Below are 23,513 nucleotides of genomic sequence, written 5' to 3' on the forward strand. Positions count from 1 at the left end.
GAATTGAGCTTGAAGGCACGACTAGGCCATGAGCTTCGATTGTTCAGTTAGCCAACAGTCTTGGACGCAAATCGCTTGTTCAAAAACGCCTGTACCTCGCTCATGGGCATTTCCGGAGATGAATTGCCACTTCTAACATAGAGTTTCTCGGACTTGAGCCCGTTCTTATCAGCGACCGTGAGGACAACAGCAGCATCGGCTGGCCGTACATCGATTTTGCAGATTTCAACGCCTTCGATTTCTGGGAAGCTGATCTTCAATTTCGATGCTGTGACATTCTGCCCAAGCGCTTCCGAAAACAAGTTTCTCAAATGCAGCTCAAACCTGTCCTTATCCGCATCCCCCAGGGCCACATAGTCTCGCTCTAATCCGAGCGCCTCTCCGTCATCGGAAACCCCAATCAAAAGGGTGCCGCCTTCATAGCTGTTGGCAAAAGCCGCTACCGTTTTGCTAACAACCGCTTCCAGGCCCTTATTGACCTTCGACTCTTTCACATCCCAACGAAGGGTTTGCTTGAATTCAAGTTCTTCGCTTTCGCCTTCGGCGATCATTTCGGCGAGGGTGATCGGCGCCTCGCTCTTTTCTGTTTCGGTTATCGAAGTGAGAAACGCATTCAGTCCATCCGCTAGCTGCTTGCGCCGAGCGTCTAGGAACAGCTCATAGTTTTCGAGTTTCCAGAGCTCGGGATCGTCCGGAATGCACTGTTTTGCCAGCGCATCAGGGTTCTTAGCATTGACTTCGCTGAGGTAATCCTCGGCATTTGTCGCGCTCTTCGATCTGTTGGCAATTGCAGTCAGAATTGCCCTGTTCGTAATCTCCTGAGCCAAGGAATACTTGATCCGATTACCCATCCCAAAACCGGCTGCCTTAAGCTTCGAAAACGGGAAAATATGATCCTTTTCAAGCGCGTACTTCTTTCCCATTGATTGGCGAAGCTTGACCCCAGTTGTAAAGCAGGTCGCTTCCTTGCTCTTGAAGTACCATCGCATCATAGGGAACAGCGGGTGCGTTATCGTCCTCCCCACAAATTCGTCCGGAATAATTTCCAGAGACCTTTCATCTTTGATGACTTGCAGGAGTTCATCGAACGGATGGTCAGCGTCCCGCACGATGCGAAGGTCGCGATCCAACTTCTGAGGAAGCTGGCTGACATAACGCGTCCGAATTTGAGAGTAATAAAACCACTTCACGACCTTCTTGATTTGTAGATCGCTAAGGTGCTCATCCTGCTGATAGCAATACGCAATGATCGGGATCAAAGCATAGATCGAGTTGATCTCGTCTGTGTGGTCCACATACGCATGCGATTGCATGAGATTAGCCACATAATCCAAAGTCTGGCTTTCCAGCTTTTCCCAGGCCTTTCTGATTGGTGTATCATTGCCTTGATCATGCAGCAGCCGCATGTTCGAGCCCGATGCGTATAGGCAAGCCAGCAAAGCGTAGATTACGAAATCGAGCTTGAAGACAAACCCGCGCTTTTCCAATTCGGCCAGCTTGGCCTTAAAAGTGTCTCGTGCCTGCGGCCAGTAACCCGAAATCTGGGCGAGCGCGAGTTCAGCTTCGGTCAGCGAAACGCCGCTAGCATTGACCTTGTAGAAAATGTCGATCGCTTCGCGGATGGACGCTTTGATCGGGATCGTTTGTTCGGGAAATTCTCGATCAAGGATCCGCTCAACTTTCCTGATGTTGCCGGAAATGTGTCGGGCGGCATCTTTGTCGACTTCAACGCCGCGCTCTTCGAGCTTCTTGAATACGTCCTGATCCCACACTTCATCCTTGAAAATGGCCGTCAAATTCTGCCAGCGAGGATCATTCTCCATCTTGAGCTTTTTGTAATATTCCAGCTCAAGGTTCTCGAGGTTGACGTAGAGACCGCGCGTATCGTTCAAAATCTCGGGAGCTGTGTAATAGGGTGGCAATTCACCTCTGATCAGCATGTAAAGCGTGGTCAGGCGTTGCTGACCGTCGAGCAAGATACGAACCGCACCTTGCTTCTCATCGTATTTGTGGGGCCCCTTGAGCTCAGGCGGGGTATTCGTCTCCCATGTAAGCATTGTGCCAGTTGGATATTCTTTGATCAGGGAGTCGATCAGTTGCTTTGCGTCATCGCGCTTCCAGACATATTCCCGCTGAAATGCAGGTACGAAAAGCTGCCTTTCATCGATCTTATCGAGGGCAACTGAAATCTTCATTTGGTGCTCCTAAGTTTCCAAATCACGCTGCATCTCCCCCGGACTTCAACCGCTATAATGCCGCTGATAATTTTGGCTTTGTTTTCATGCGATTCATGCAGCATCGAGGTCACCAAGATCGATGTCTTTCCCCTGTTTGATCAGGTCGTAAATAAGGTTAGTAAGTATACCAAGGCTTTGCTTGTCTTCTTTAAGGAGATGCGTGGCCAGCGCGTTGTTTGAACCCATCGCACGCACTACCGCTCCCTGGACCGCTCCTGGAAGGCTTCCTTTCAGGGCCTGGTCTTTGGAGTTTTTCTGCACCTGCGCTCTCACGATGCTGTTTTCACGGGTTATCGAAACGATTTGGTTTACGAAAGTTGCTTGATCCTGGATCGGAGCAGCTTCACCAAAGATACCGTTCAATCGTTCTATAAGCTCCTGAAGATACACAGGAAGCTTCCCTGGCGCATTTGAGCCGCCGGATCCTGTGGGATTCAAATTTGGATCTGGGTCATCGCCGTCGCTGCCCTGGTCATCGTTCCTTTTGATATCGTACCCCGTCAGGGCAATGCCTCTAAGGTCGACGTGCTCGGGAGGTATGCCATTAAGGCGGTTTGCCAGAAGTTTGGTGAAAGCGGCAAAGTTCTCCATGCTGGGGTCTCCCAGATCCAGCAATTGCGCAATGTAGGTGTAAGTCCTGGAGAACCTGGACAGCCCAGACTTAAATTCCAGCATCCGACCGATGCTTTCTTCTACCTGCATCCTTTCATGCTCGGCCTTTTTTGCAGTGGCATCGTCTCCTGTCTCGGTTGCCTTCAGGTATTCAATTTCACACCGCGCGGCTTCGTCGCGGAGGGCCTTTAGGCGAGCGTTAAACAGGTCTGTCGGTTTTTGGGTGGCTGCGAACATCGCCTTGTGGTGGTCGCCTTTGACAATGTCGAAAGTCTTGGCGGTTTCGAAACGCGCGACCTTGAACGCCTCGATGTCTTCGTCCGAGTAGATGCCTTGTTGGTCAAGGCCATCCTTCATGTCGTAGACAACGTTCGGGTCTTGAACCTCCGTGATCTGCGCGCCAGAATCGTATTTCTTGAAGGCGGCGCGGATCGCTTCCGGGTCGTTGACAAAGTCGACAATAAAGGTCTCTTCCTTGCCAGGGAAGGTACGATTTAGGCGCGACAGCGTTTGAACGATTTCGACTTCATTCGCGATCTTTTTGTCGACATACATGGCGACGAGCTTCGGCTGGTCGAACCCCGTCTGGAACTTGTTGGCGACCAACATCACTCTGAATTCCGGCCGATCAAATGCGATCCGAAGGTCTTTGACTGCAACGCCGGTATTCATGTTGCTCTCGGTAAATTCCGCGTCGTCGTCACAAACGAACAGATCGCCTGAAATCTGCGCGTCATCGGAGTGCATGACATCCTTACCACTGAGCTTTCCTGAAAATGCGACCAACGCACGAACGTCTTTGTACTGAGGATTGGCCGCAACAAACGCATCGAAGGCTTTCTTGTAGCGAACAGCCGCCGCACGAGAGCTCGTCACAACCATTGCCTTCGCCTTTCCGTCGAGGAGAGACGACACGTTGTGCCGAAAGTGTTCCATGATGAACTGCACCTTCTGGGTGACGTTCGTAGGATGTAGACTCATCCATTTGGCAAGCGCCCGCTTGGCAGACTTGCCATCCACGCGCTTTTTGTCTTCCAGTTCTTTTCCAAGATTGAAGGCGGTCTTATACGACACATAGCCCTTGAGCACGTCGAGGATGAAACCCTCGTCGATTGCCTGACGCATCTCGTATTTATGGAAGGCACGCGGCAGGTTGTCCGGGCCTGCTGGACGGGACGGGTCTTCCGGCCTTCCAAACAACATCAAGGTCGAGTGTTTTGGTGTCGCAGTGAACGCGAAGTGCGACAGGTTCTTTGGTCGGGCGCGGCTCTTTTGGATCTCGGTCAAAAGTTCTTCGACCGTCATGTTTGCGGTGTCTTTGGCCGACGAAAGCGCGAGAGTTGCCTGAAGTTTCGAAGCGGTACTGCCTGTTTGGGAGGTGTGCGCCTCATCGATGATCACGGCAAAGCTACGGTCCTTCAACGAGGTTTCGGTCAGGATCGCTTCCATTGCATGCGGGAATGTCTGAAGCGTTACCACGATGATCGGAACACCTTTTAAGATAGCCTCCGCCAACTGCGCCGTTTTCGTTTTGGAACTCGTCTCGCGGTCAATCGCAGCGATCATGCCCTTGCGGTGGTCGATCTGCTGAACGGCATCTTGCAGCTGACCATCCAACACGGTCCGGTCTGTCACGATGATCACGGTATCAAAGATGGCCTTACCGTCGTCATAGCGCAGCTTGGTCAGGTCGTGGGCCGTCCAGGCAATCGTCGACGTCTTGCCCGAACCAGCACTGTGTTCGCACAGATAGGCATACCCTGGGCCTTTCTCTTTGGCATCCGCGATCATCTTGGAGACCGCGTCGTGCTGGTGGAAACGCGGGAAGATAAGCGTTTCCTTGGCCGACCAATTGCCCTTCAGATCCACCACATCCTTCTTTTCGACATAGACGAAGCTGTTGAAGATCTTCAGGAATGCGTCCCGCTGGCAAATCTCCTCCCAAAAATAGGCGACGGGGTATTCGCCGTCATCACGCGGCGGGTTGCCGCCTTTGCCGTCATGGCCGCGGTTGAAGGGAAGGAAATAGGTATTCTCGCCGGCCAGTTTTGTGGCCATCCAAATTTCACTGTCGGACATCGCAAAATGCACGATGGCACCGCGCTTGAAGGTCAGCAGCGGGTGTTTCCGCCCGGTCGCGGGGTCCTCGGGCAGGCGATCGCGTTTGTATTGCTCGCGCGCGCTTTCGGCCGATTGGGTGAAGTCGGTCTTGAGCTCGACCGTCGCAACAGGCAGCCCGTTGATGAAGAGGCCCAGATCGATCGCCAGCTCGCGGCCGGGGTGGTATTTGAGTTGAGGCACGACGCGTAGACGGTTGGCGGCGTAGCGCTCAAGGATCGTCTCGTTGCGCTGATCTTCGGGCGCGGCCTCGGACATGTCGATTTGACCGCAGCCCGCGATGGCGAAGCCACGTCGTAGCACCTGAATGGTGCCATGCTTCTCTAAGGCTACATCAAGACGCGAGAGCAGCGTTTCGCGGGCGCGCTCGCCGTTTAGCGCTACGAGCTTGTCCCATTTGGTGCCTTGAGTTTCTTTGATCCAAGCTTCCAGATCTTCGGTGTAGACGGCGGCATCCAGATGAAAGCCTTTAGTGTCGCCAAGCAGCCAGCCCTGTTCCGTCAGTTTCTTGACGACATACGCCTCAAGGTGTTTTTCGTGGTGCAAATCGCTCATGCTGCGGCTCTCACATCAATCTTACCGGTTACAGCAGCCGTAATAAGTGCCGCACGTTTTTCCTTCAGAAGCGCGATCGAGTGCTTTGTTTTATCAATCAAATCTTCGATACGTGCTGTTTCGCGGTCAATCTGCCTAAGGATTGCATCCTGCTCCGGTAGCGGGGGCAGGCAAACGCGGATATCGCGAAAGTACTCCCAGTAAAGCCGCATACGAAAATCGGCGATTCCTCGGGAATATCTCCGGATCTCCTCAGCCGCGCTATTCGTATGCAATAGGTGCTCCAGAAACTTGGTTCTGAATTCAGCAATTGGTAGTGCGACAACATAGGCTGGGCTAACCAGCCCTGATACAGCCACGGCACCAAATGCGCCCTGCCAAGCGCGCATCATATTATAGACGAGATCGCCGGGTTCAACGCCCTGGTATTTCGTGCGATCCTCGCTCAGCGCGACTTTGCGGTCACGTTCTTCATCAGAGAGCTCGCCGTCTGAGACGCCGTTGTGAATCGATACCGAAAGTACCGGCAAATCCGGGTCTGGCTTTCGGAAAGCTTCGCGAAACAGCGTAGCGATGCGAGGCGCCTCCCAATGGGCTGGAATATCGCCAAGCCATTCCACCCCAGAGGGTTTCATTTCGACGTTTCGGTCGATGCCCTTTGTAACGGCGTGATCGATGACGGCTGCGCACTTTTCCTTGAGCAGCGCGATGAAGCCCGTCTTTTTCTCGATTAACCCATCAATCTGTCCGGTTTCACGGTCGAGATAGTCGGCGATGGTTGTTTGAACGCTTTTCGCAGGAGCCGGGGAGGTGAGAGCTCCTGCAAACGCCCACTCCGCACGAGGCATTTTGGCCCCGTTTGTGGAAGCATTCAGAGTCTCGATAAATACCTGCGACAGGAGTTGGTAAGCTACAAACCGAGGCTCAGAGGAATCGTTCGGGCGAAGAACCCAAAGATCGCCAATAGCTTCACCGTCCGAACGCGCTAGGTATGCCTTGGCGAGGTAAGGGCGCAATTTTCCAAAAAGAATGTCACCCTCTTTGAAGCTGATGCCGTCGCCGTCAAAATCCGTGTCAGTCGGTACAAGCTTCCCTGTCCAACTCTCAATATTTTCTAGCGCAACGACGTTCGTCTTGTTCTTGGTCTTTTTCGAAATTTTGCGAACGATTTGCTTCAGCGGCTTGAGTGACCAGCCTTCGGTAACGACAGTTTCAGGAATTGACTTAATGGCTCCGAAGGATCTCATTCCGTCACCTCAGCCAAAACTTCAGCGATGGAGGCCTCGATAGCCTTCAACTCTGCATCGATTTCGCCCAGATCGCGCGGCGGCACGTATTCATAGAAATAGCGGTTGAAGTTAATTTCGTAGCCGACAATCCCGATGTCGCCATCGGTTTCGTCAACGTAAGTTTCGTCGATATAGGCGTCATGGGCATGGGGCGTGACCTCGGTAGCGAGGTAGTCATGGATATCGGTGCCCATCGGCACGTTTTCGTAATCCGTCAGGTCATCATCGGGGATCAGGTTGCCCTTCTTGTCCTTGACCGGGTCCAAATTTTCGTCGCGCACGCCAAAGGCTTTTTGAAACGCCTTGATCAACGCAACCTCGGCTTTTCCGAGCCCAGCGTCCTTTTTCGCGGCGGCTTTAACGAAGCTTTCGATCCAGTGCCAGTCATGGTCGGTGCCCATGTGCTTCGACAACAGGTCGCGCCAGCGTTGCCGCTGATCATCGGTGCGCTTCTCCCAAGCCTTGTGTTCGACCAGCGTCTCAAACCCCGCGTCTGACACGACGATCTTGTGGCGCAAGGGCCGGAGCACCTTAATGCGGCGGTAGCCGAAGTCCTGTGCGTCGAGGATCAAACCCTTTTCCGTTGGCTCAAAGTCGGCATAGAGCTGCACGATATCGCGGATTTGGTCCTCGCCGATCTTGCGCCGCTTGTTGCCCTCGCTCTTGCGGAGCGGCTCATACATCCCGGTCGCGTCGATCAGTTGAACCTTGCCGCGCCGCGCTTCGGGTTTACGGTTGGACAGGACCCAAATGTAGGTGCCGATGCCGGTCCGGAAGAAGATTTCGGTCGGCAGTGCGATGATGGCCTCCACCACGTCCTGCTCAAGCAGGTGGCGGCGGATTTCAGACTCACCCTGACCGGCGTTTCCGTTGAAGAGAGGAGAACCCGACAGCACGATCGCCGCGCGCCCGCCACCCTTTTCAGGGTCCTCAAGCTTGCTGAGGAGGTGCAAGAGGAACAGCATCGAGCCATCCGACACGCGCGGCAGCTTGGGGCCAAAGCGCCCTTCAAATTTCTGGTCGCGGTGTTCGCGCACGACTTCAGCCTGGTCCAATTCCCACTTCTTGCCGAAGGGTGGATTGGAGACGCAATAATGAAATTTATCGTGCCGAAACTTGTCGGCCGACAGTGTGCTGCCAAGCTTGATGTTCTGCGACAGATCGCGGCCGGGGTCAGACTTGAGCGTCTTCAAAAGCATGCTTGCAAGGCAAACAGCGTGGGTTTCGGACTCCAGCTCCTGGCCGTAGGGAACAAGCGTCGGGGCCGTGCCATAGCGATCTTGTAATGATTGCACGTGCTCCATGCCGTCCGAGACAAAGCCGCCGGTGCCGATCGTGGGGTCATAGAGCGTGCGAATGATCCCGGGGTTGTCGATGAACATCTGGTCATCAGGCTCGAGCAAGAGCTCGATGCCCAAGTGCACAACGTCACGGGGCGTCATGAAATCCTCGGCCGCTTCGTTGACCTCGGCCCCGAACCGACGGATTAGGTGTTCATAAACGTTGGACATGGTCCGTTCGGGGACCGCGTCGGGATGCAGGTCGATGGCAGCGAAGTTCTGGCAGATCTTGTAGAGAACGCCCTTCTTGTCCATCTGACTGATTGTGTTGATGAAATCGAATTGTTCGAAAATTACGCGGGCATTGCCGGAAAACTTTGCGATATAATCTTCAAGGTTTTGCCGGGTGCGGCCGGATCCTAGAGTTTCAAGGCTATAGCTCGAGGAGTTGTAGAAGGGGTAGCCGGTTGCCTGACGAAGGATGACGTCGATATCGAGCCCGTTTTCGACAGCCATTTTGTGCATTTTGGCGGCCTCTTCTCGAGTAGGCTCGAGAACGCATTCCAGACGGCGCAGAAGAGTGAAGGGCAGAATGATCTTGCCAAAATCGACGTGTTTGAAATTGCCCCAAAGATCATCCGCATTTTTCCAAATGAAATCGGCGAGCGACGTGTGAGTGTTGTTGGCCTTTGCTGTTGCCGAAGTCTGTGTGTTCAATGCTCAGGTTTCTTTCTGATTGGGTCCTAAACGTAAACGCTCGCGAATTGACCGAATATCTCTAACTCAATTTCACGTTTTTCTGCACGATCTAACCCTCTGCCCTGCTTGGCTCCTAAAATGAAGGTCTGGTGCCTGAAGCAGTAAATTAGGCCGAAAGCTCCAAATGCCGTCGCCAAAAAACTTGGATGATGCGAAAGACGCGATGAGACGATCAAGGTTCACTTCGGATCTCTCTTCACAGCAAAATAGCTCTCGCCTACCCCGGAAACCGCAGATGTCGAGCGCAACAGTGTGCTGGCCTGAACCGCCGGTGCTGCACGGAAATCGTGGCGAGGCGGGCTGCCGGCTACGCGAAAGTATCCAAATCCCTGGTCGAGCAGCACGAGCACCTTGTCGCCATCGGCGTATTCAAGCTCAAGCTTGCGGCCGTGATCCGAATTTTCCGTGACCTGAAGATCGACATCGAGGCCAAACTTTTCGCCCAGTAGCTCGGCAACATCTGCCCGGTCGTCTTCATACTCCCAGTCATGAAAGGTCCGATGAGGGGACCGATCCTTCTTCAGCGGTTGGACCACGATATCGACTTCGACCGGAACTTCTGACTTCAGGTCGACAGACAGGGCTTCACAGGTCCGCAGGAACAAGAGCATGGGAAGAGGTGCGTTGAGATAGCGGTCGGTATAGGTGATCCGCACAAGGCTGCCAGGCTTCCAGGCACCAGCCGCCTCCATTTGTTGTTTCAGCTTCGATCCGAAGCGTTTGCCAAACTGGCCGACAGGGCACTGGCCAAACCCTTGCATCAGCTCCACCTGATCCCCCGCCGCAACCTGACGTTCCAGATCCTCTGGGTTGATTGGTTCGAAGACAGTATGGCTATCCAGAGCACCGGCAACCACTGCATGCGTTGCGCCGACGCCCCAGAGTTCACCTGGCTGAGCAGCGTTAGCGTCGCGCGAGAAGAACCCTGTCACACGGTCGTTCGATTTCAGCTCAGCGAGGCGTACGCTATCGAAGCGACCGATTTGTGCGCTTGCAAGACCAAGTTCGAACTCGAAGCGCACCGAAGCATCGCGCAGGAATCTCCGCTCAACTTCTTCCAGGTTTTCAAACGACTTCGCATCGAGCACCAGCGTGACAGGCAATCCCCGTGCCGAGGCTGCCGAGAAGAAAGACCGCATCTTGGTTGATGTCAGCTCAGCCAGATCGAACGACGACGGCAAGAAGATCGAGATGATGTCTCCGCCGCCTGCTTTCAGCAGAAGCGTGTTTGCCGCATCATTGATGGGCCTTGCATCTGCAACAGCCCGATCTTCCTCTGGCAGTTCGGCATTCGTCTCAAGGAAGGCCTGGACTGCAACGAGTGCAGCACGCCTGTCGAGTTTACCCTGTTGCTTGTAGAGATCGGCAGAAAGCACGCAGGCAGAACAGCCCATCTCACACTCATTCGGGCAATCGAGGACTTGAGCCGCTCGCTCGAAGACGTGATAGATATCGTCAAGAAGCCTCGGAGCATATCCTGCACCGCCGGACGCTTCATCGAACAGGTAAACCGATGGGACTCTGCGGCCAAGCTTACCATCTCTGGCTGCCACCGCGATTCCCAGTTCCCTAGGCTCAATCCCTAGCCAGCGCACAAGACCCTCGCGCAGCGCTGCGCCAAAAGCCCAGGCCGCGCCATCGCTTTCCAGGCCTGGCAACTGGACCTCGATAACGTCGGTGAGGACTTCGTGACCCAAAGCGAGGGCCCCCGTTATCGCATAGCCCTCGTCGTTGCCGGGGCAGCGATCCATCGCTTTCTTGTTTCTGGGGGTCAGCGGCCTGTGGTCTTTAAGAGCATCAGTCCCCGCATCCCCGGCCCGTCCGCATTCGAGGCAAATCTCGTAGCCCCTGTCTTTAGGCCCGCGCGAATGGTGATAGATATACCCTTCGTGTGAAGCGCGGATCCGGCCACTTTCGGGCTGCAACAAAGGCTGCCAGAGAGCATCGCCCACGCTGACCTTGGGAGACTTTGGTTCGATATAAACCGCCTGATCGGTATCGGCGTGAGGCTGCGCATTCCAGTCCACGCGGAATCCTGCAGGTTCCAGAAACTGCTCGATGTTGATTGTCTGTTCGCCGCAATGATCACAGTGATCGGGCATCTGGTGATCACTTCCTGCGCCGCCACAATGATCACACCACCAGGCCCAGCGTAGGTTCTGGGGCTCGCGATGACCGCTATCGATCGGGCTCAGCCAATTAAGAGTGACCCCGGCTGACTTCCAGACCAAGCCGTCGACGACAACCTCGGCCCCTGGGGCATACTCGCGAATAGCTATGTCGGCATTTCGTGTCGGGCATTCATAGCGCCGGTCGCGGGCGCCTTCATCGTCTGATCGATTGCGCTCCTGCGCCTTTTGGGTTTCTGCACAGAGGGTGTCGAACGGGACGACTGACGTCGGGAAGCCGCTGCCTGGAATAAGCGAACGATTGGCAAGTTCCTTTAAAAGGAACTCTTTGCAGAGGCGCCGGGCCTGGAACTCTATCGCCTTCTTCGCCGGACCTTCGAGCGCGTCCCCATCCTCCTTGAGGCGCTGCCACGTGCGCCGGAAGTTCCCAGTTTCATTGGCGAACATTTCCGCCGTGTGTTTTCTGATCTCAGTATCGTACTCGAGGCCAGTTCCCTTGAGGAGACGCTTGAGCCCATTTTTCGTGGCCGGAGTTGTCGCCGGAAGCTCAAGCCACTCGCAGAAGGCGTCAACCGGAGCGCGGCCTTCAAATGGACGGAGGTCCGAGCGGCAGCCAAAAAAATCGCCAGTTTTTGTCTTGGCGAATTCACCGTCGACTTCGCGAAACCACTCCGCGAGCAGGTAAGCGTTGGCGTGACGCTGTGCGATCCGGTCAGAATCAAGCGATACGCGCGGAGAGGCTAGCTTGCGCCGCAGATAGCCTGCCGGATCGGCAAAGGTTTCGAGATCGAGCGGTGTATTCCGGGCGATCGTCAGGCTGGTAGAGAAGCCCTGTCCGCGGCGGCCCGCACGGCCGGCCCGCTGGTTATAGTTGGCGATCGAGGGAGGAACGTTGGTCATGAGCACGGCTTCAATCGAGCCGATATCGACGCCCATTTCCATTGTAGTCGAACAAGCCAAGAGGTTGATGTCGCCTACTTTGAACTGCTCCTCAAATTCGCGCAGCCGTTGAGGCGGCTGCTGCGCGCTGTGCTCTTCGGCTCGCAGATACGGCGTCGCGAGCGCTGCCTGATCGTGCCAGTTCATCCAGATGCCGCGCTCGCGAAGGGTCGTTACTTGTTCGTTGGCGTCAAGCCAGGCCGTTATTTCCTCCCGCTCTCCTGTCGAAAGTGGTCTTGTTTGCGGAAGGCGCGGGAGCTGCACTTCGTTAGCAGGCTGGCTCGCAAACACCTTCCCCGCGCTGACGAGATTGGGCGATCTTCCAAAAACCAGTCGCGGTAAAATTCGGCGGGTAAGCGGGCATCGCCAGGCCTTGCTCACAGCCTCAATCTCGGCCGTCTTTTCAAGGCGCAGGCTGTAAGTCCCGCCAACCCCGGAGAGGAGTGGGGCTAGCTGATCCCAGGCTGCGCGCATGACCTGATTAATTTCATGACGGCCGCGATCAGAAGAGAGGTCAAGGCTCAGAGCTGCGGCCACAATGAGACTGCTATCGGGCTGCCGCCCTTTCGAATTGACGGTCGGCCAGGAAGCGTCGCGCTTTTCACCTGGTGGCTGATCGGGTCCGATCACGTTACGCGGCCGAGCCCGTCCCGGCATCCAGCGCGCGTCGCCGTGATCAACGTCTAGGGCGAATTGGCCGCGCAGATAATCGACCATGTAATAAAGGAAATCGCGCCAGTGCTCGATCGAGTAGCCCTTCTCGCTCACGATCGCCGGTAGCTTGTCCTGACCAATTCTCTCGATGTCCGGGAAGCGCAGCCGCGCAAGCCCAAGCGTTTCCATTGCATTGGCATTGCGGGGACGGCGGGCGAGTTCGCGCAAAAGCATGAAGCGGGCGAGCGCCTCGCGGTCATTATGGAAGCGCTCGCTGCGGTCCAGATCCCAGACTTTCGCCATCATGCCAAGGGCGGGCTCGGCGGCGAGCGCAGGCACGAGGTCTTGCCAACGTACTCCTGCAGCGCCGGTGCCACCGAGCTCGGCATCAATCTTCGCAATATCGTCCTTAAAGGCCGGCATATCGGTCACAAGGCCCGCCAAAGCCGCCCTCTTCTTGAGCAGCTCGGCTCTTCGCTCTTCGGTAAGATCACCGCCATGAGCAGCCTTCTGAACGGCATGGTAGATAAAGCCGCGGACAAAACCTCGCTCGCCATTGGTTTCGATATTCGCAGCAAAACGCGCGGTTCCCTGCCTGCTGTCGGAAAAGCTGATCAGCTGACGGCCATCGAATGGCAGCGCATGTTCTGCTTGATGCGGTGAAACACCTTCCAGGAGGATCGGGGCGGCGTTCTGGGTGAGAAAAGGGGTGCCAAAGCGGAAGGGAAAAACCGCAGGCCGCCCGCGACGTTTGTTTCCAAGACAGGAGGGGCAGCGCCCTTCATCCAATTGCGTTAGATGGAATTGGCCAGCCTGCTCGGTGTATTCGCCGCTTTTAACGTCGAAGCCCGTGGCATTCGCATCGGATTTCGGATTGATGGCTATCAACCGCGGATGACCAACTCCCTCGTGCCTTGCCTCATCATCGTCATCAGCATCATCATGATCCTGCTCCCGGTAGCTGTCCTCACGAAATTCGTCGGCATCGTGATCGCTTCCACGCGGAAGAATTCGGTCACCCATGTCATCGGCAGGCAGATAGGGTTCGCCGCAATCAAGGCAATTCTGGATCTCAAACACCAATGACTGGCAATGCGGACATTGAGTCCGCTGCTCGAACAGGACAGTGCCAAACGGCCAGTCCTTTGGCCGCGCTTCACCAGAGCAATCGGGATTGATGCATGTCCAGAGACCGGGAATTGCCCGCGTAAAACTGTGCGCGCGCATCGGCAGGACAGGCTTTGCCTCTGCTGCATTGTGCGCGGACAAGTCGAGGAGGACCTGCCCTGCGTTCGGGGCGAGGGTTCTGAGTGAAGCAAGAGTTTGCGGTTCTCGCTCGAGCTTCTCGGCAATAGACTGAGCGGCGGGATCATCGGACGCAGTCAGGACCTTTGATAGGTCGACCGGTTGAGGTTTACCCACCACAACATGCGCGCGGTCGAGCGGAACTCCGGCAATATCAGCAAGAAATCTCTGGAGATCTTCTCGCGCCCTCTCATCATCGGCCGATCCGATCGTGGCTGACGTTGCGACAAATCGCACCTGATCTGGATTAACCTCGAAGGCATTCATCACGCGCCGGAGCAGGAGCGACAGCTCTGCCGCTGCCGAGCCGATATAGCTGTGCGCTTCGTCGATGACGATCCAGCGAAGCTTGCCTTGAGACTTATCGAGGATTTGGCGATCTTCACGCCGGACCGTCATATATTCGAGCATCGTCTGGTTGGTGACGAGGATCGGAGGCGGGTTGGCGCGGAGGGTTTCGCGGTAGAGGACCTGGTGCGGGATCTCGTGTTCGGCCTTGTCGCGATTAGATTTTCGCGCCGTTCCCATCAAGCCGTTGTAGAGAGCAAACCGGACATCGCCGTGAAGCGGCTTTGTCCAGGCCGTAAGACGCTTTTCCTGGCTCGCGATAAGCGCATTGAGCGGATACAGCATCAAGGCTCGAACCCCGGTCAATGGACCTTCTGTTGCCGCTTCACGAACCAGATCATCCAGCATCGGAACAAGAAAGCATTCAGTCTTTCCCGAGCCCGTGCCGCTGGAAACCAAAACGGATTGCGGATCTTTAGCGCTCAGAAGCTCCCAGGTACTGAGCTGGTGTGCATAGGCCTCATAATCGAAACGCAGGTCAGTGACCGGTGTTTGGCTGATCGCATCAATTGTGCGCGGATGCAGTAGCGCCTCCAATTGGTCAGGACGTTTGCCAGACGACACGTAGCCTGGGGCCGCTTGAAAAAGTTGCTCGGACAGAAGTCCACCTTGCCTGGGGTCTGTTCCGGCCAAGTTTCGCCTGAGAAATGCGTTGAGGCCTTCATGCCGGATGCCCGCCCGGGAAACGACCGCTTCAGCCAGGCCAGCTCGCAACCGCTGGTGGACTTCCATGGGAGACAATCGTGAGAACTGGGAGACGTCACTAGCGGCCATTTTTGAGCTCCGAGAGGGCATAGCCATAGGCTTTTGCGAAATAATCAGGGTGGCGTCGTTCGACGTCCTTGACGGTCAGGATCTGTTTGTTGTCGAGAACGACAGAACCAAAAGTCGAAAGGGCGGCGGCAAAAGGTGCATCGAAGACCCGCATCAGGCCTTCGACGAAGTTTTCCTTGGGTAGCATGTGGCCAAAATCAACGCGGAAGGGATTGAACCCGGCGGCACCGGTATTGATGCTCTCGCTCGTATGGCTCGTGAAATGCTTGCGAACCGCTTCATACGCGAGCGGCGAATAATCGCGGCAAATCAGCGGCGCCAATTGCGGGGCGCGAGCGGCAATTTCGTTCTGGCGCTCTGAGATGTTGGCCAATGCCCATTGAGGGTCGTCAAGCCTGCTTACCAAAAAGGCGCCCTGCGCCTGGAAGGCCGCGTCCCAGACTTCGATGGGGAGAAGTGTCCAGCTCGAACAAAGCCCGTCGAACAGCTCGAGAATCGTTGAAAGATGCTGCTCCTCGCAGCGATAGAGAAGCAGGGGCGCGAGAGGGCCAGCGGCATCGAACTTGCTGAAGATTTCAAAAGTCTGTGGAGGCAGGCCGTTCAGTGAAAGGGCCAGATCCATGACGGCTCTGGTAGTTTTAATCGCTTCGGGTGAGGCAGGGTCGGCAATGATATCATTTGCAATGCGGGTGAGCTCCTCGCGCGCAAGTAGAAGTGGCTGTGCCATCGCACGCCCGAGCCTGTGCTGAGGAAGATCGTGGACCGGATCATCGTCAATGAATTTGGGCCTGGTAAGGACGCGCGAGCCTTCTCGCAGGTATATCAGCCATGGCCCACGCAGGCGTGGGAGCTGAATGAGCTGCCCGCCCAAACCCGCGTTTAATCCGTCAAAGCCGCCGTAATCGATTTCCTTCTCAGGGGCCCCCAAGAAACGGCCGCAGATCCGCACAGCTTCGCCAACAATGCCAGTCTTTGGTCGCCACCCTCCCGAGGGCTCCCACTCCAAGACATTGCCGAACTCCGTCACATACCAGTTGTCGTTGCTGCCGTTGTGAAAGTCGAGCCTGACCTGCGCATCGATGCCGAGCGGTCGCATCAATGCCGCTATGTCGTTCCGCAGTGCCGAGAGGCCCAGCTCGCCGTCGACTTTCCAGCTGGTTTCAAGCGATGCTCCGGTGTGATGAGCAACTTCCCCCATGAGGACAGCACTCGCTGGCGCTCGGGCGACCGTATCGCGCAGATCGGCCAGACCAAGTACCGCATCCCGCCGCACCAGTTCTCCATCCCAAGCCGTGAGCCATTCTTTTGATCGCAACGGAACGCTGAGCTCGAGAGCCGAACCCTGTGGCATAACGAGATGCAGTGGAAGCAGCGCGCGGCGAGGCGGATCGATCCGGACTGTCCACTGATGCTCAAGATCACGGGCGTCATCCCCGAGTGTGGCCTTCCCGGTCCATCCTTCCAGAGTGATCACGGCATGAGATGCATTTATCCTTTGGGTCAGCGCGAATTCGCACGGAAGCACAACGGCGGTAACACGGTCACGCACGTGTCTCGTCGAACCGTCGAGCCAGGCGAACTCGCAAGCGCCTGGACCTGCGCTTGCCAGATCTTCACGCCAGGATTTCTCTCCAACGAAACGCCAGCACACTTCCCCGCGGGATCCTGTGCGCCGCGAAACGCCATCTTCCACTTGTGCGTGGAAGGGATGCTTCAACAGCCGCTCACCACTCGGCGCTTGTACGCCGGCAGGTGCATCAGCAACGATTGCCAGGCGATCCTTCCTGTCCGCGCTCTGACCTGTGCGGACCAGGTATGTATCACCATTCGGCTTTTCGGCGATGATCTGGCCAGCGCAGCGGTAAAGCGAGCGATCGGCAGCAAACGCGAAGTCCTCGGGTTCAATTTCGGAATTGCTGTCTTTGCCGCGAAGGGCCCAGTCACGCGGCACATCGATGAAGACCGCTTCTGTGCGATAGCCACCGGATCCCTGCCCGATGAGTGCGAATACGCTGTCGTCGTTTTCTCCGCTGCGGCGTTCAAAGACGCGTAATCCATTCGAGACCGGCTTTCCCCCTGGGAGGACAAATTCCCGGGTCAGCCGTTCGCCGCGCGAATGAAACTCAGCTGCTACGGCAAGGTCGAGCGGATACTCAATTGCTGTCTCGCTTCGCATGGCGCGAGCAATCCAGCAGTTGCCGGTTTCGAACTCAAGGTAAGCGAGACGACCGGAAATGCGGTCTGCAAGCTCACTTGAAGGCTGGAGAAATACCCGAACACTATCATCAATCGCAAGACTACCGTCCTTGTCTTCCCAGCGACCGTTGAGATGGAAGTCGAGGCACTCACGCCAGTCGCTGCCTGTAAGACGCATCACACGTCCAACCCGAATGGTGCCAGTACCTGTAAGTGTTCTCGCCTCGAGGAGCGTATCGAGAAGGCCGGCCGCCGCTCCATCGAGCGTCATCGGCAATTCATCCCGCCAGTCTGCGTATGCGTCGTCTAGCCGGGCTGAATAAGGGCGTCCGTCAGCCGGCATCGCCTTGTCAACGAATGCTCGCAACTCCACGATTTTGGATGCAAGCTCTCCGCAAATTGCGTACATTTCCTGGCTACGCCATATCGATGGAAGCAGGTAGTCGTTGCGTTCACAGATCTCCACGGCGGCCTTGGTATCCTGGACGTCCGAGCCAAGAAGCTCGCCGACCACTCGCTCAAGGAAGCGGCGGGGCCAGCTTGCCCCGCTGGAAATTGCGGCAGCGGGAAACCCGCCATGCCGCGCAAGATTGGCGAGGCGCTGGTTGCCATGCGCAGTAATCAACGGGTCTATTTTCCACGCGCGAAATCCCCGGTCAGCGAGATCACGCCATTCCGATTGCGGTAAAGACAACCCAAGCGCTTCTTCGATATCACTCCATCGCTGCATGCCGCCCTGATATGATCGCCGGAACCAGTCGGCTGCCCAGACGACAAATGCAGCGGCGAGAGCGGGCCGAATCAGGTCCGACTCCAGATTGATGACAAGCTTTTTCTCGATCCTGTCGAACACGCCCGGCGCGAGCTTGTAGCGATAGAGAGGGACCGCTTCAGGCCTTGGTAAACCGAGCTCGCCGCAGATCTTTCCCAAAGGATGTGGCCCACTGTCTGCAGCCCGCGCGAGCTGAATGGCCTTGATCATGAGCAGGCGGGACGCTCCGGCATCCTGAATCTCCTGCGCAATTTGCCGAAGCGCTGCTGAATCACCACGCGCCGCGTCAATCTCTGACTTAAAGTCGCGGCCTTCCATTTTGTCGCTCTACCCCTGCCCCTGGTCTGATCAGAATGCAGAATTGCATGCTAATTCAATAACTATCTCTTATCAGTAGCTTATAAACAAGCGAGGAAACCCACTTTTACTGTAAGCGATGCCCCCGCACCCCGATGCCAGCCGAGTTCTTGTCGTGAAAGGCATTGACGACACATGACCATTTGGCGCTCATAACTCCGTCGATTCCCCGTCCCAAATCCCATATGACAGCGTCGCCATTCTCCAGTTGCGCTCTTACAAAGCGGTCGTGCAAATCGCCTCGTGAGCGGCGTGAACGCTGCGCAAGGTGCAGCGCAGTCGATCCGATCGTGTTTCTCCAGCGGCTTTCGAGATCGGCCCGTTGATCCCCGTTGGTTTCCGGCATCCGTTTATCGACCGAGTCTGCATCGAAGGTCACAATCTGAACTTCATCAAGCTTCGCTGCGAGCTCACAGAACCGATTGACGAAGTTCAGTAGCCTTCCGCGAGCCTGTTCGTCCGCACAGCAATAGGGGTCCTGGATTTCAAGGCGGTTGATTCTGGCTTCGCGGACAAATTGCTCGAAGATCGTCCAGTCACGCGGCCCATATTGTTCGTAAACCACACGCTGAACACTGGGTGTGCGAGCTTCGGCCGCCTCGACCGGCGTGCGGACCGACAAGACAGGTCTCTGGGGAACTTGGACCGGTGGTTCGGGCTCGGGTTCAACAGCAACAGGGGTAGGAAGAGGCACAGGGGCAGGTGAAGAAGACGCAGCGTCTGCCGTGTTCTCAGGGCCGATCTGCGACTCTGCCTCAGATTCTTCTTGGACGACATTTTCGACATCGCTCGCTTCGGCGTCCGACGACAAGAGAATAGAAGAGGGAGCACATTCGGCGTCCTCTTCGCTGCCGGTTTTTCGTCCATCCAGAACGTCCGAAAGCAAGTCATCAACGTCGCGCGCACTTTCGGGCGGCATGAGCAGCCCCCTGCTCAGCGAACGCTTACGCTCCATGAGGGCATCGAGCCGTTGGTCGAAGCTTGAAGGTCCAATCGCCTCATCCGGATGAACAGCCATCGGGATATGGATCGTCACCGGCCTTGTCTGGCCGATACGGTAGGCCCGGTCCGTTGCCTGATCTTCGACAGCGGGATTCCACCAGCGGGAAAGATGGATGACGTTGTTGGCGGCGGTGATCGTAAGCCCGACACCGCCGGCCTTGGGTGAAAGTATGAGAACATCGAAAGGTGCAGGCGAAGTCTGGAAAGTGGTGACCATGTCCTGTCGTTTGTGGCCAGCAACCTTTCCACTGATACACATCGGCCGCCGGTCGAGCGAGAAACGATCCTGAATGGCCATGGCAAGGAATGCCTGCATTTCGAGATCTTCGCAAAACAGCAGGGCCTTTTCACCACGCTGTTCTATCTCCTCAAGAATCTCGAAGGTCTTTTTCAAGCGTGCAGACTGCTCAATGTAGCCATTGATATCATTTACACCGCGCGGGGGTAACGGATGGAGCGACGTGCCGCGAAGCATATGCAGCACTTTAAGCATCGCACCCTGTTCGCCGCTTTCTCTGAGCGCCCGTGCTCTGGCGAGCACAAGGTCGTAGGCCTGTGCCTGTGTAGGTGGCATCTCGACAGGGTATTTGCGCGCCGTCTTCTCCGGCAGGCCGGTCAGGATCTCATCCTTCATACGGCGCAGCATAAAAGGCGGCAGGTCCTCCTCGCGCTCGATCAGGCGCTGCTGAAGATCGCCCAGGCGCTCAAGATCATGAGCGGGAAAGCTGTTCTCAAATTCCCGGCTTGAGCCGAGAAATCCTGGATAGACCGTATCGGCAATTGACCAGAGATCCTGCAATCTGTTCTCGACCGGAGTGCCCGTCATGGCGATCTGGAGACGCCCATTGAGGGCTTTGGCCGCTCGCGTCATCTGGCTGGCCGGGTTCTTGAGCTTCTGGATTTCGTCGTAAACGATGGCCGCGAATGGAATGCGCGCAAAGCTCATGTGATAATCGCGCATCGTCTCGTAGGTCGTCAGAACGATGCCGGCCTCTTCCCATTGGGACACGTCCAGTCGCGAGGTTCCTCCGCGAATGTCGCTCCCGGCTTCGAGGCGAAAGTCACGCAGGTTAGTGCTAAACGCCTCTACTACCGGCCCCATGAGATCGGCTTCGATGTGTAGGGCCAGCTCGGCTTGCCAGTTACGCAGCAAACCAGTGGGGGCGACGATCAGAACAGGCTTCGGATGCGGAGAACTCTGCCGCAGCCAGAGCAGAAACATCAGGGCCTGAAACGTCTTACCAAGGCCCATATCGTCGGCGAGAAGAACGCCGGGTAACCGCCTCTGCCAGGCCTCTGTGAGCCAGGCAAACGCATCGATCTGATGGGGCTTTGGCTCGGACTTCAGGCCTACCGGAAGTTCCGGAGCGTCAAACGGTTCTACGCTAGCATTCGGCCGTGGTAGGCGCGCGTAATCGAGTTGCTCGAAATTCTCTCCAACCTGAAGGAAAAAAGTGTCGACGGCCTCGCGTTCGCTCGTTTCAGAAGATTGCTCGTCGGTGCCGGCAGCAATCTGACGTTCGAGGTCCGCAATTGCACGTGCAGCCTGCAGTGTCGCGGGAGTGGCGGGGATGCTCTCGTCATGCCAGGCGATGGATTCCTTGCCCGTCGCGATAGCCGTCTCGACCTCGCCTGCAAGCGTTTCGGCTTCGCCCGGAGCCAGCTCGACATGACGCGCATCAGGCGGATCGCCAATCCGTAATCCGAACCCTTCTGGAAGCCAGCTGTTTGGCTTGGGCTTTATCCAGGGAAGGACTGGCTTCTGCCAGACCTCGATACCGCTGACCCGCTCGGAGAATTGCTGTGTTTCAATGAACAGCCGGTCGGCTGCCTCGTCGTCACCTGTCGCGTCAAGCTTCAGCTCCTCGCGCAGGACACGCTGCGGCGAACGCAGGAACTCACGCTTCTCCTGGGACGTGCCAGTCTGCTTTGCCCGCACGATGTCGAGGGCTTTGCCAAGAAGCGGATCAAGGAAAAGGAGAGTGCCGTCTGAGAGCAGATAGCTTCGCCGGCCACCGTCCTGCCCCTTGAATCGGCGCTGGAAATGCTGGTTATCTTGCGGAGTGAGAAGCGATGCTTCCTCTTCGTCGACCAGGTCTCCATCAGCGGTTTCGCTCACGTTTCTCGAGAAAAGAACCGGATCAAAATCAAAGCGCCCGTGATCGGTCTTGGCGTTTAGCGAGAAATTTGCCGCATAGGCGATCCGAACACGCTCGAGAAAGCCGTCGGCCTCGATCCCTGCTCCAATATCATCGCCGAGGGTCGAGCGAAGCTCGGCGAAGGCCGCCCGGCGCTCATCGGGGTCTCCAGCCGCGTTGACTGCGAGAGCAGCCTGGAAGGCCGAAAAGATCGGTTCTGGGATTCTTCCGACCCTTCCACCCTCGCGCACGCGCGCGCCAGCGATGTCCGCTCGAACCGGGAGCCCGCCGCGGCGGACCCATTTTGTATCGACCTTGATTGTTCCATCGGCGAGCGATCCGCCCGAGTTAAGCTGCAGCGTCAACGGCGTAGTTGGCGGGAGCCCGATAGCGAATGCATCGGCCTCATCGAGCCGCGCTACGATCTCTGGCGGAAGGACGATGCCTTTCGCTTCCTCGCTAATCCGGCTCTCATCGTCGAGAGCCCGGGCGAGTGCAAGAGCGGCCTGACCAGCTTCGGGCGCAACCCTGGGCCACTCCGAGACTGGAACCATTTCACTGGACGCCCGGCGGAATAGACCGCCCGACTGTTCGCGCAGCAGTGCAATGGTCTCTCCGCCGCCCTCATGCGGCGCGGCAATGAACTTTGTCATCACCATTGATCATTCCAATTGCGCCCTCGGCCTCTCCCGAAACGGGGATGGGCGATTGATGTGCGGCGATGAATGATACCGGCGAATTTGCCTTCCCAACCCGGGCTCGCGGGAACGTGCGATTCATATTCGAAGTCCGCACGGCCGACGGTGGTACGCAGCTTTCCGCCCTCGTAAGTCTTGGCGTAAAGTTTCGGGGCTCCTGGATCGCTGTCGCTCCAGAATCGGCATGACCCGTTGTCGCTCCACTCAGAAATCCGCAGATCACCTATCTGCATGATAATCGAGGAGGAGGACGCGTTCCCTCCCCGGATAATGCCATACTCGGGTCGTTCGCCGCTCTGGCGGATGAGATCCTCAATCCTGTTGCGTGCCCGGTTCCCGAGGGCAGGCCAAGCGTCCGTGACCAGACCTTCGTCGAGATAGGCCATCCAGAATTTCTCGCGCTGGGCCCACTGATCCGGTCGATCGGTTGTTTTTGCGATAGCGCGGAAAAACTCGCGCATGGCGACTTCAGTAAGCCAGCGCTTGAAAACCTGGGTAACTTCGCGCGCTCGTTCCTCGCCGATCGTTTGCGCGAGCGAACGCACAATCCTGTCCCAGCGTGTGCGCTGAAGGCGCGGGTCACCAACCTGATCGAGCAATAGCTCCGAGATTGCCTTGCGATGTTCGGGTTCCGGTTTGGTCCTGACCCATGGTTCGAGCAAGGCGCGGACAACAAGCTCCAATTGGCCCGCCTGAGCCTCGGTATCGAACAATCGCATTATGTTGCGCTGCGCACTGACTGCCTCGTCAGGTTGAAGTTCAGCGGTCGCTATACAGGTCTCGGAAAAGACTGCCTGGCCAAAGCCGCTTGCAGCAAGATTTGCACCCAGACCGGTTTCGCGCATCAAAAGGGATATCTGGTCCGCATTACGGGAGACAAAATCGCGTGCCACCTTGGCTGGACCGGCTTGAGGCAAAAACAGATCCCATCGGGAACCTCGCTCACGCCAGGCCCATTCGTGCCGACCGGCGGCGCGGGAAGCAGCCTCAGCAAGCTTTGGCATGATTGGGCGCCCGGCCGGAAAGTACGTGAGATATCCATCGATCATAGCTTGGTCAGAACTGCGTCGATGTTCGCTATCGGCGCGCTCAAGTGCTGCTACGCCCAAGTCATCGAATTCAGAGTCACACCAGGCGCCGCGCAAAACCCGGTTGAGCTGAAAACGCGGCAGCCCGCCTGTGCCTCTATTGGCTGCCCCCCGCAGAAACGGCTTCAGCTCAACAACGGGTTCGGCTTCGCCAACGCTGGCATCAAGCTTTGCCAGTTGCCGCTGCAATTCAGGCTGCGTTGTCGGAGGTTTCGCAAGTCCGGATGAACCCAGGGCTTCCATTCGGGCCATTGCAGATCGAA

At 56.6% G+C, this 23,513-nt stretch carries 8 protein-coding genes; all 8 read right to left on the reverse strand.

The window, feature by feature from the left end; all coding sequences use genetic code 11:
• Positions 1–47: 47 nt before the first annotated feature.
• Entirely contained in the window at positions 48–2,195 is a 2,148-nt protein-coding gene (locus tag GRI44_RS13355; protein WP_160602226.1) for a GmrSD restriction endonuclease domain-containing protein, read from the reverse strand.
• Between the two features lie 93 nt (positions 2,196–2,288).
• A complete protein-coding gene (locus GRI44_RS13360; RefSeq protein WP_160602227.1) occupies positions 2,289–5,522 on the reverse strand; it encodes a type I restriction endonuclease subunit R in 3,234 nt (1,077 codons plus the stop codon).
• The gene (locus GRI44_RS13365) at positions 5,519–6,769 is read right to left on the reverse strand and encodes a restriction endonuclease subunit S (protein ID WP_160602228.1); all 1,251 of its coding nucleotides are present in this window, start codon (positions 6,767–6,769) and stop codon (positions 5,519–5,521) included. The genes GRI44_RS13360 and GRI44_RS13365 overlap by 4 nt, the downstream gene beginning before the upstream one ends.
• A complete protein-coding gene (locus GRI44_RS13370; protein ID WP_160602229.1) occupies positions 6,766–8,808 on the reverse strand; it encodes a type I restriction-modification system subunit M in 2,043 nt (680 codons plus the stop codon). The genes GRI44_RS13365 and GRI44_RS13370 overlap by 4 nt, the downstream gene beginning before the upstream one ends.
• A 221-nt stretch (positions 8,809–9,029) precedes the next feature.
• Entirely contained in the window at positions 9,030–14,957 is a 5,928-nt protein-coding gene (locus tag GRI44_RS13375) for a DEAD/DEAH box helicase (protein ID WP_232843145.1), read from the reverse strand.
• 31 nt (positions 14,958–14,988) lie between these two features.
• Complete coding sequence (locus GRI44_RS13380) at positions 14,989–18,285, reverse strand: STY4851/ECs_5259 family protein (RefSeq protein WP_160602231.1); 3,297 nt, start codon at positions 18,283–18,285, stop codon at positions 14,989–14,991.
• 106 nt (positions 18,286–18,391) lie between these two features.
• A complete protein-coding gene (locus GRI44_RS13385) occupies positions 18,392–22,123 on the reverse strand; it encodes a DEAD/DEAH box helicase (RefSeq protein ID WP_160602232.1) in 3,732 nt (1,243 codons plus the stop codon).
• Positions 22,117–23,493, reverse strand: a complete 1,377-nt coding sequence (locus tag GRI44_RS13390; RefSeq protein WP_160602414.1) for an EH signature domain-containing protein — start codon at positions 23,491–23,493, stop codon at positions 22,117–22,119. The genes GRI44_RS13385 and GRI44_RS13390 overlap by 7 nt, the downstream gene beginning before the upstream one ends.
• Positions 23,494–23,513: the final 20 nt, after the last annotated feature.

The organism is Allopontixanthobacter confluentis (assembly GCF_009827615.1).
Classification (GTDB): Bacteria; Pseudomonadota; Alphaproteobacteria; order Sphingomonadales; family Sphingomonadaceae; genus Allopontixanthobacter; species Allopontixanthobacter confluentis.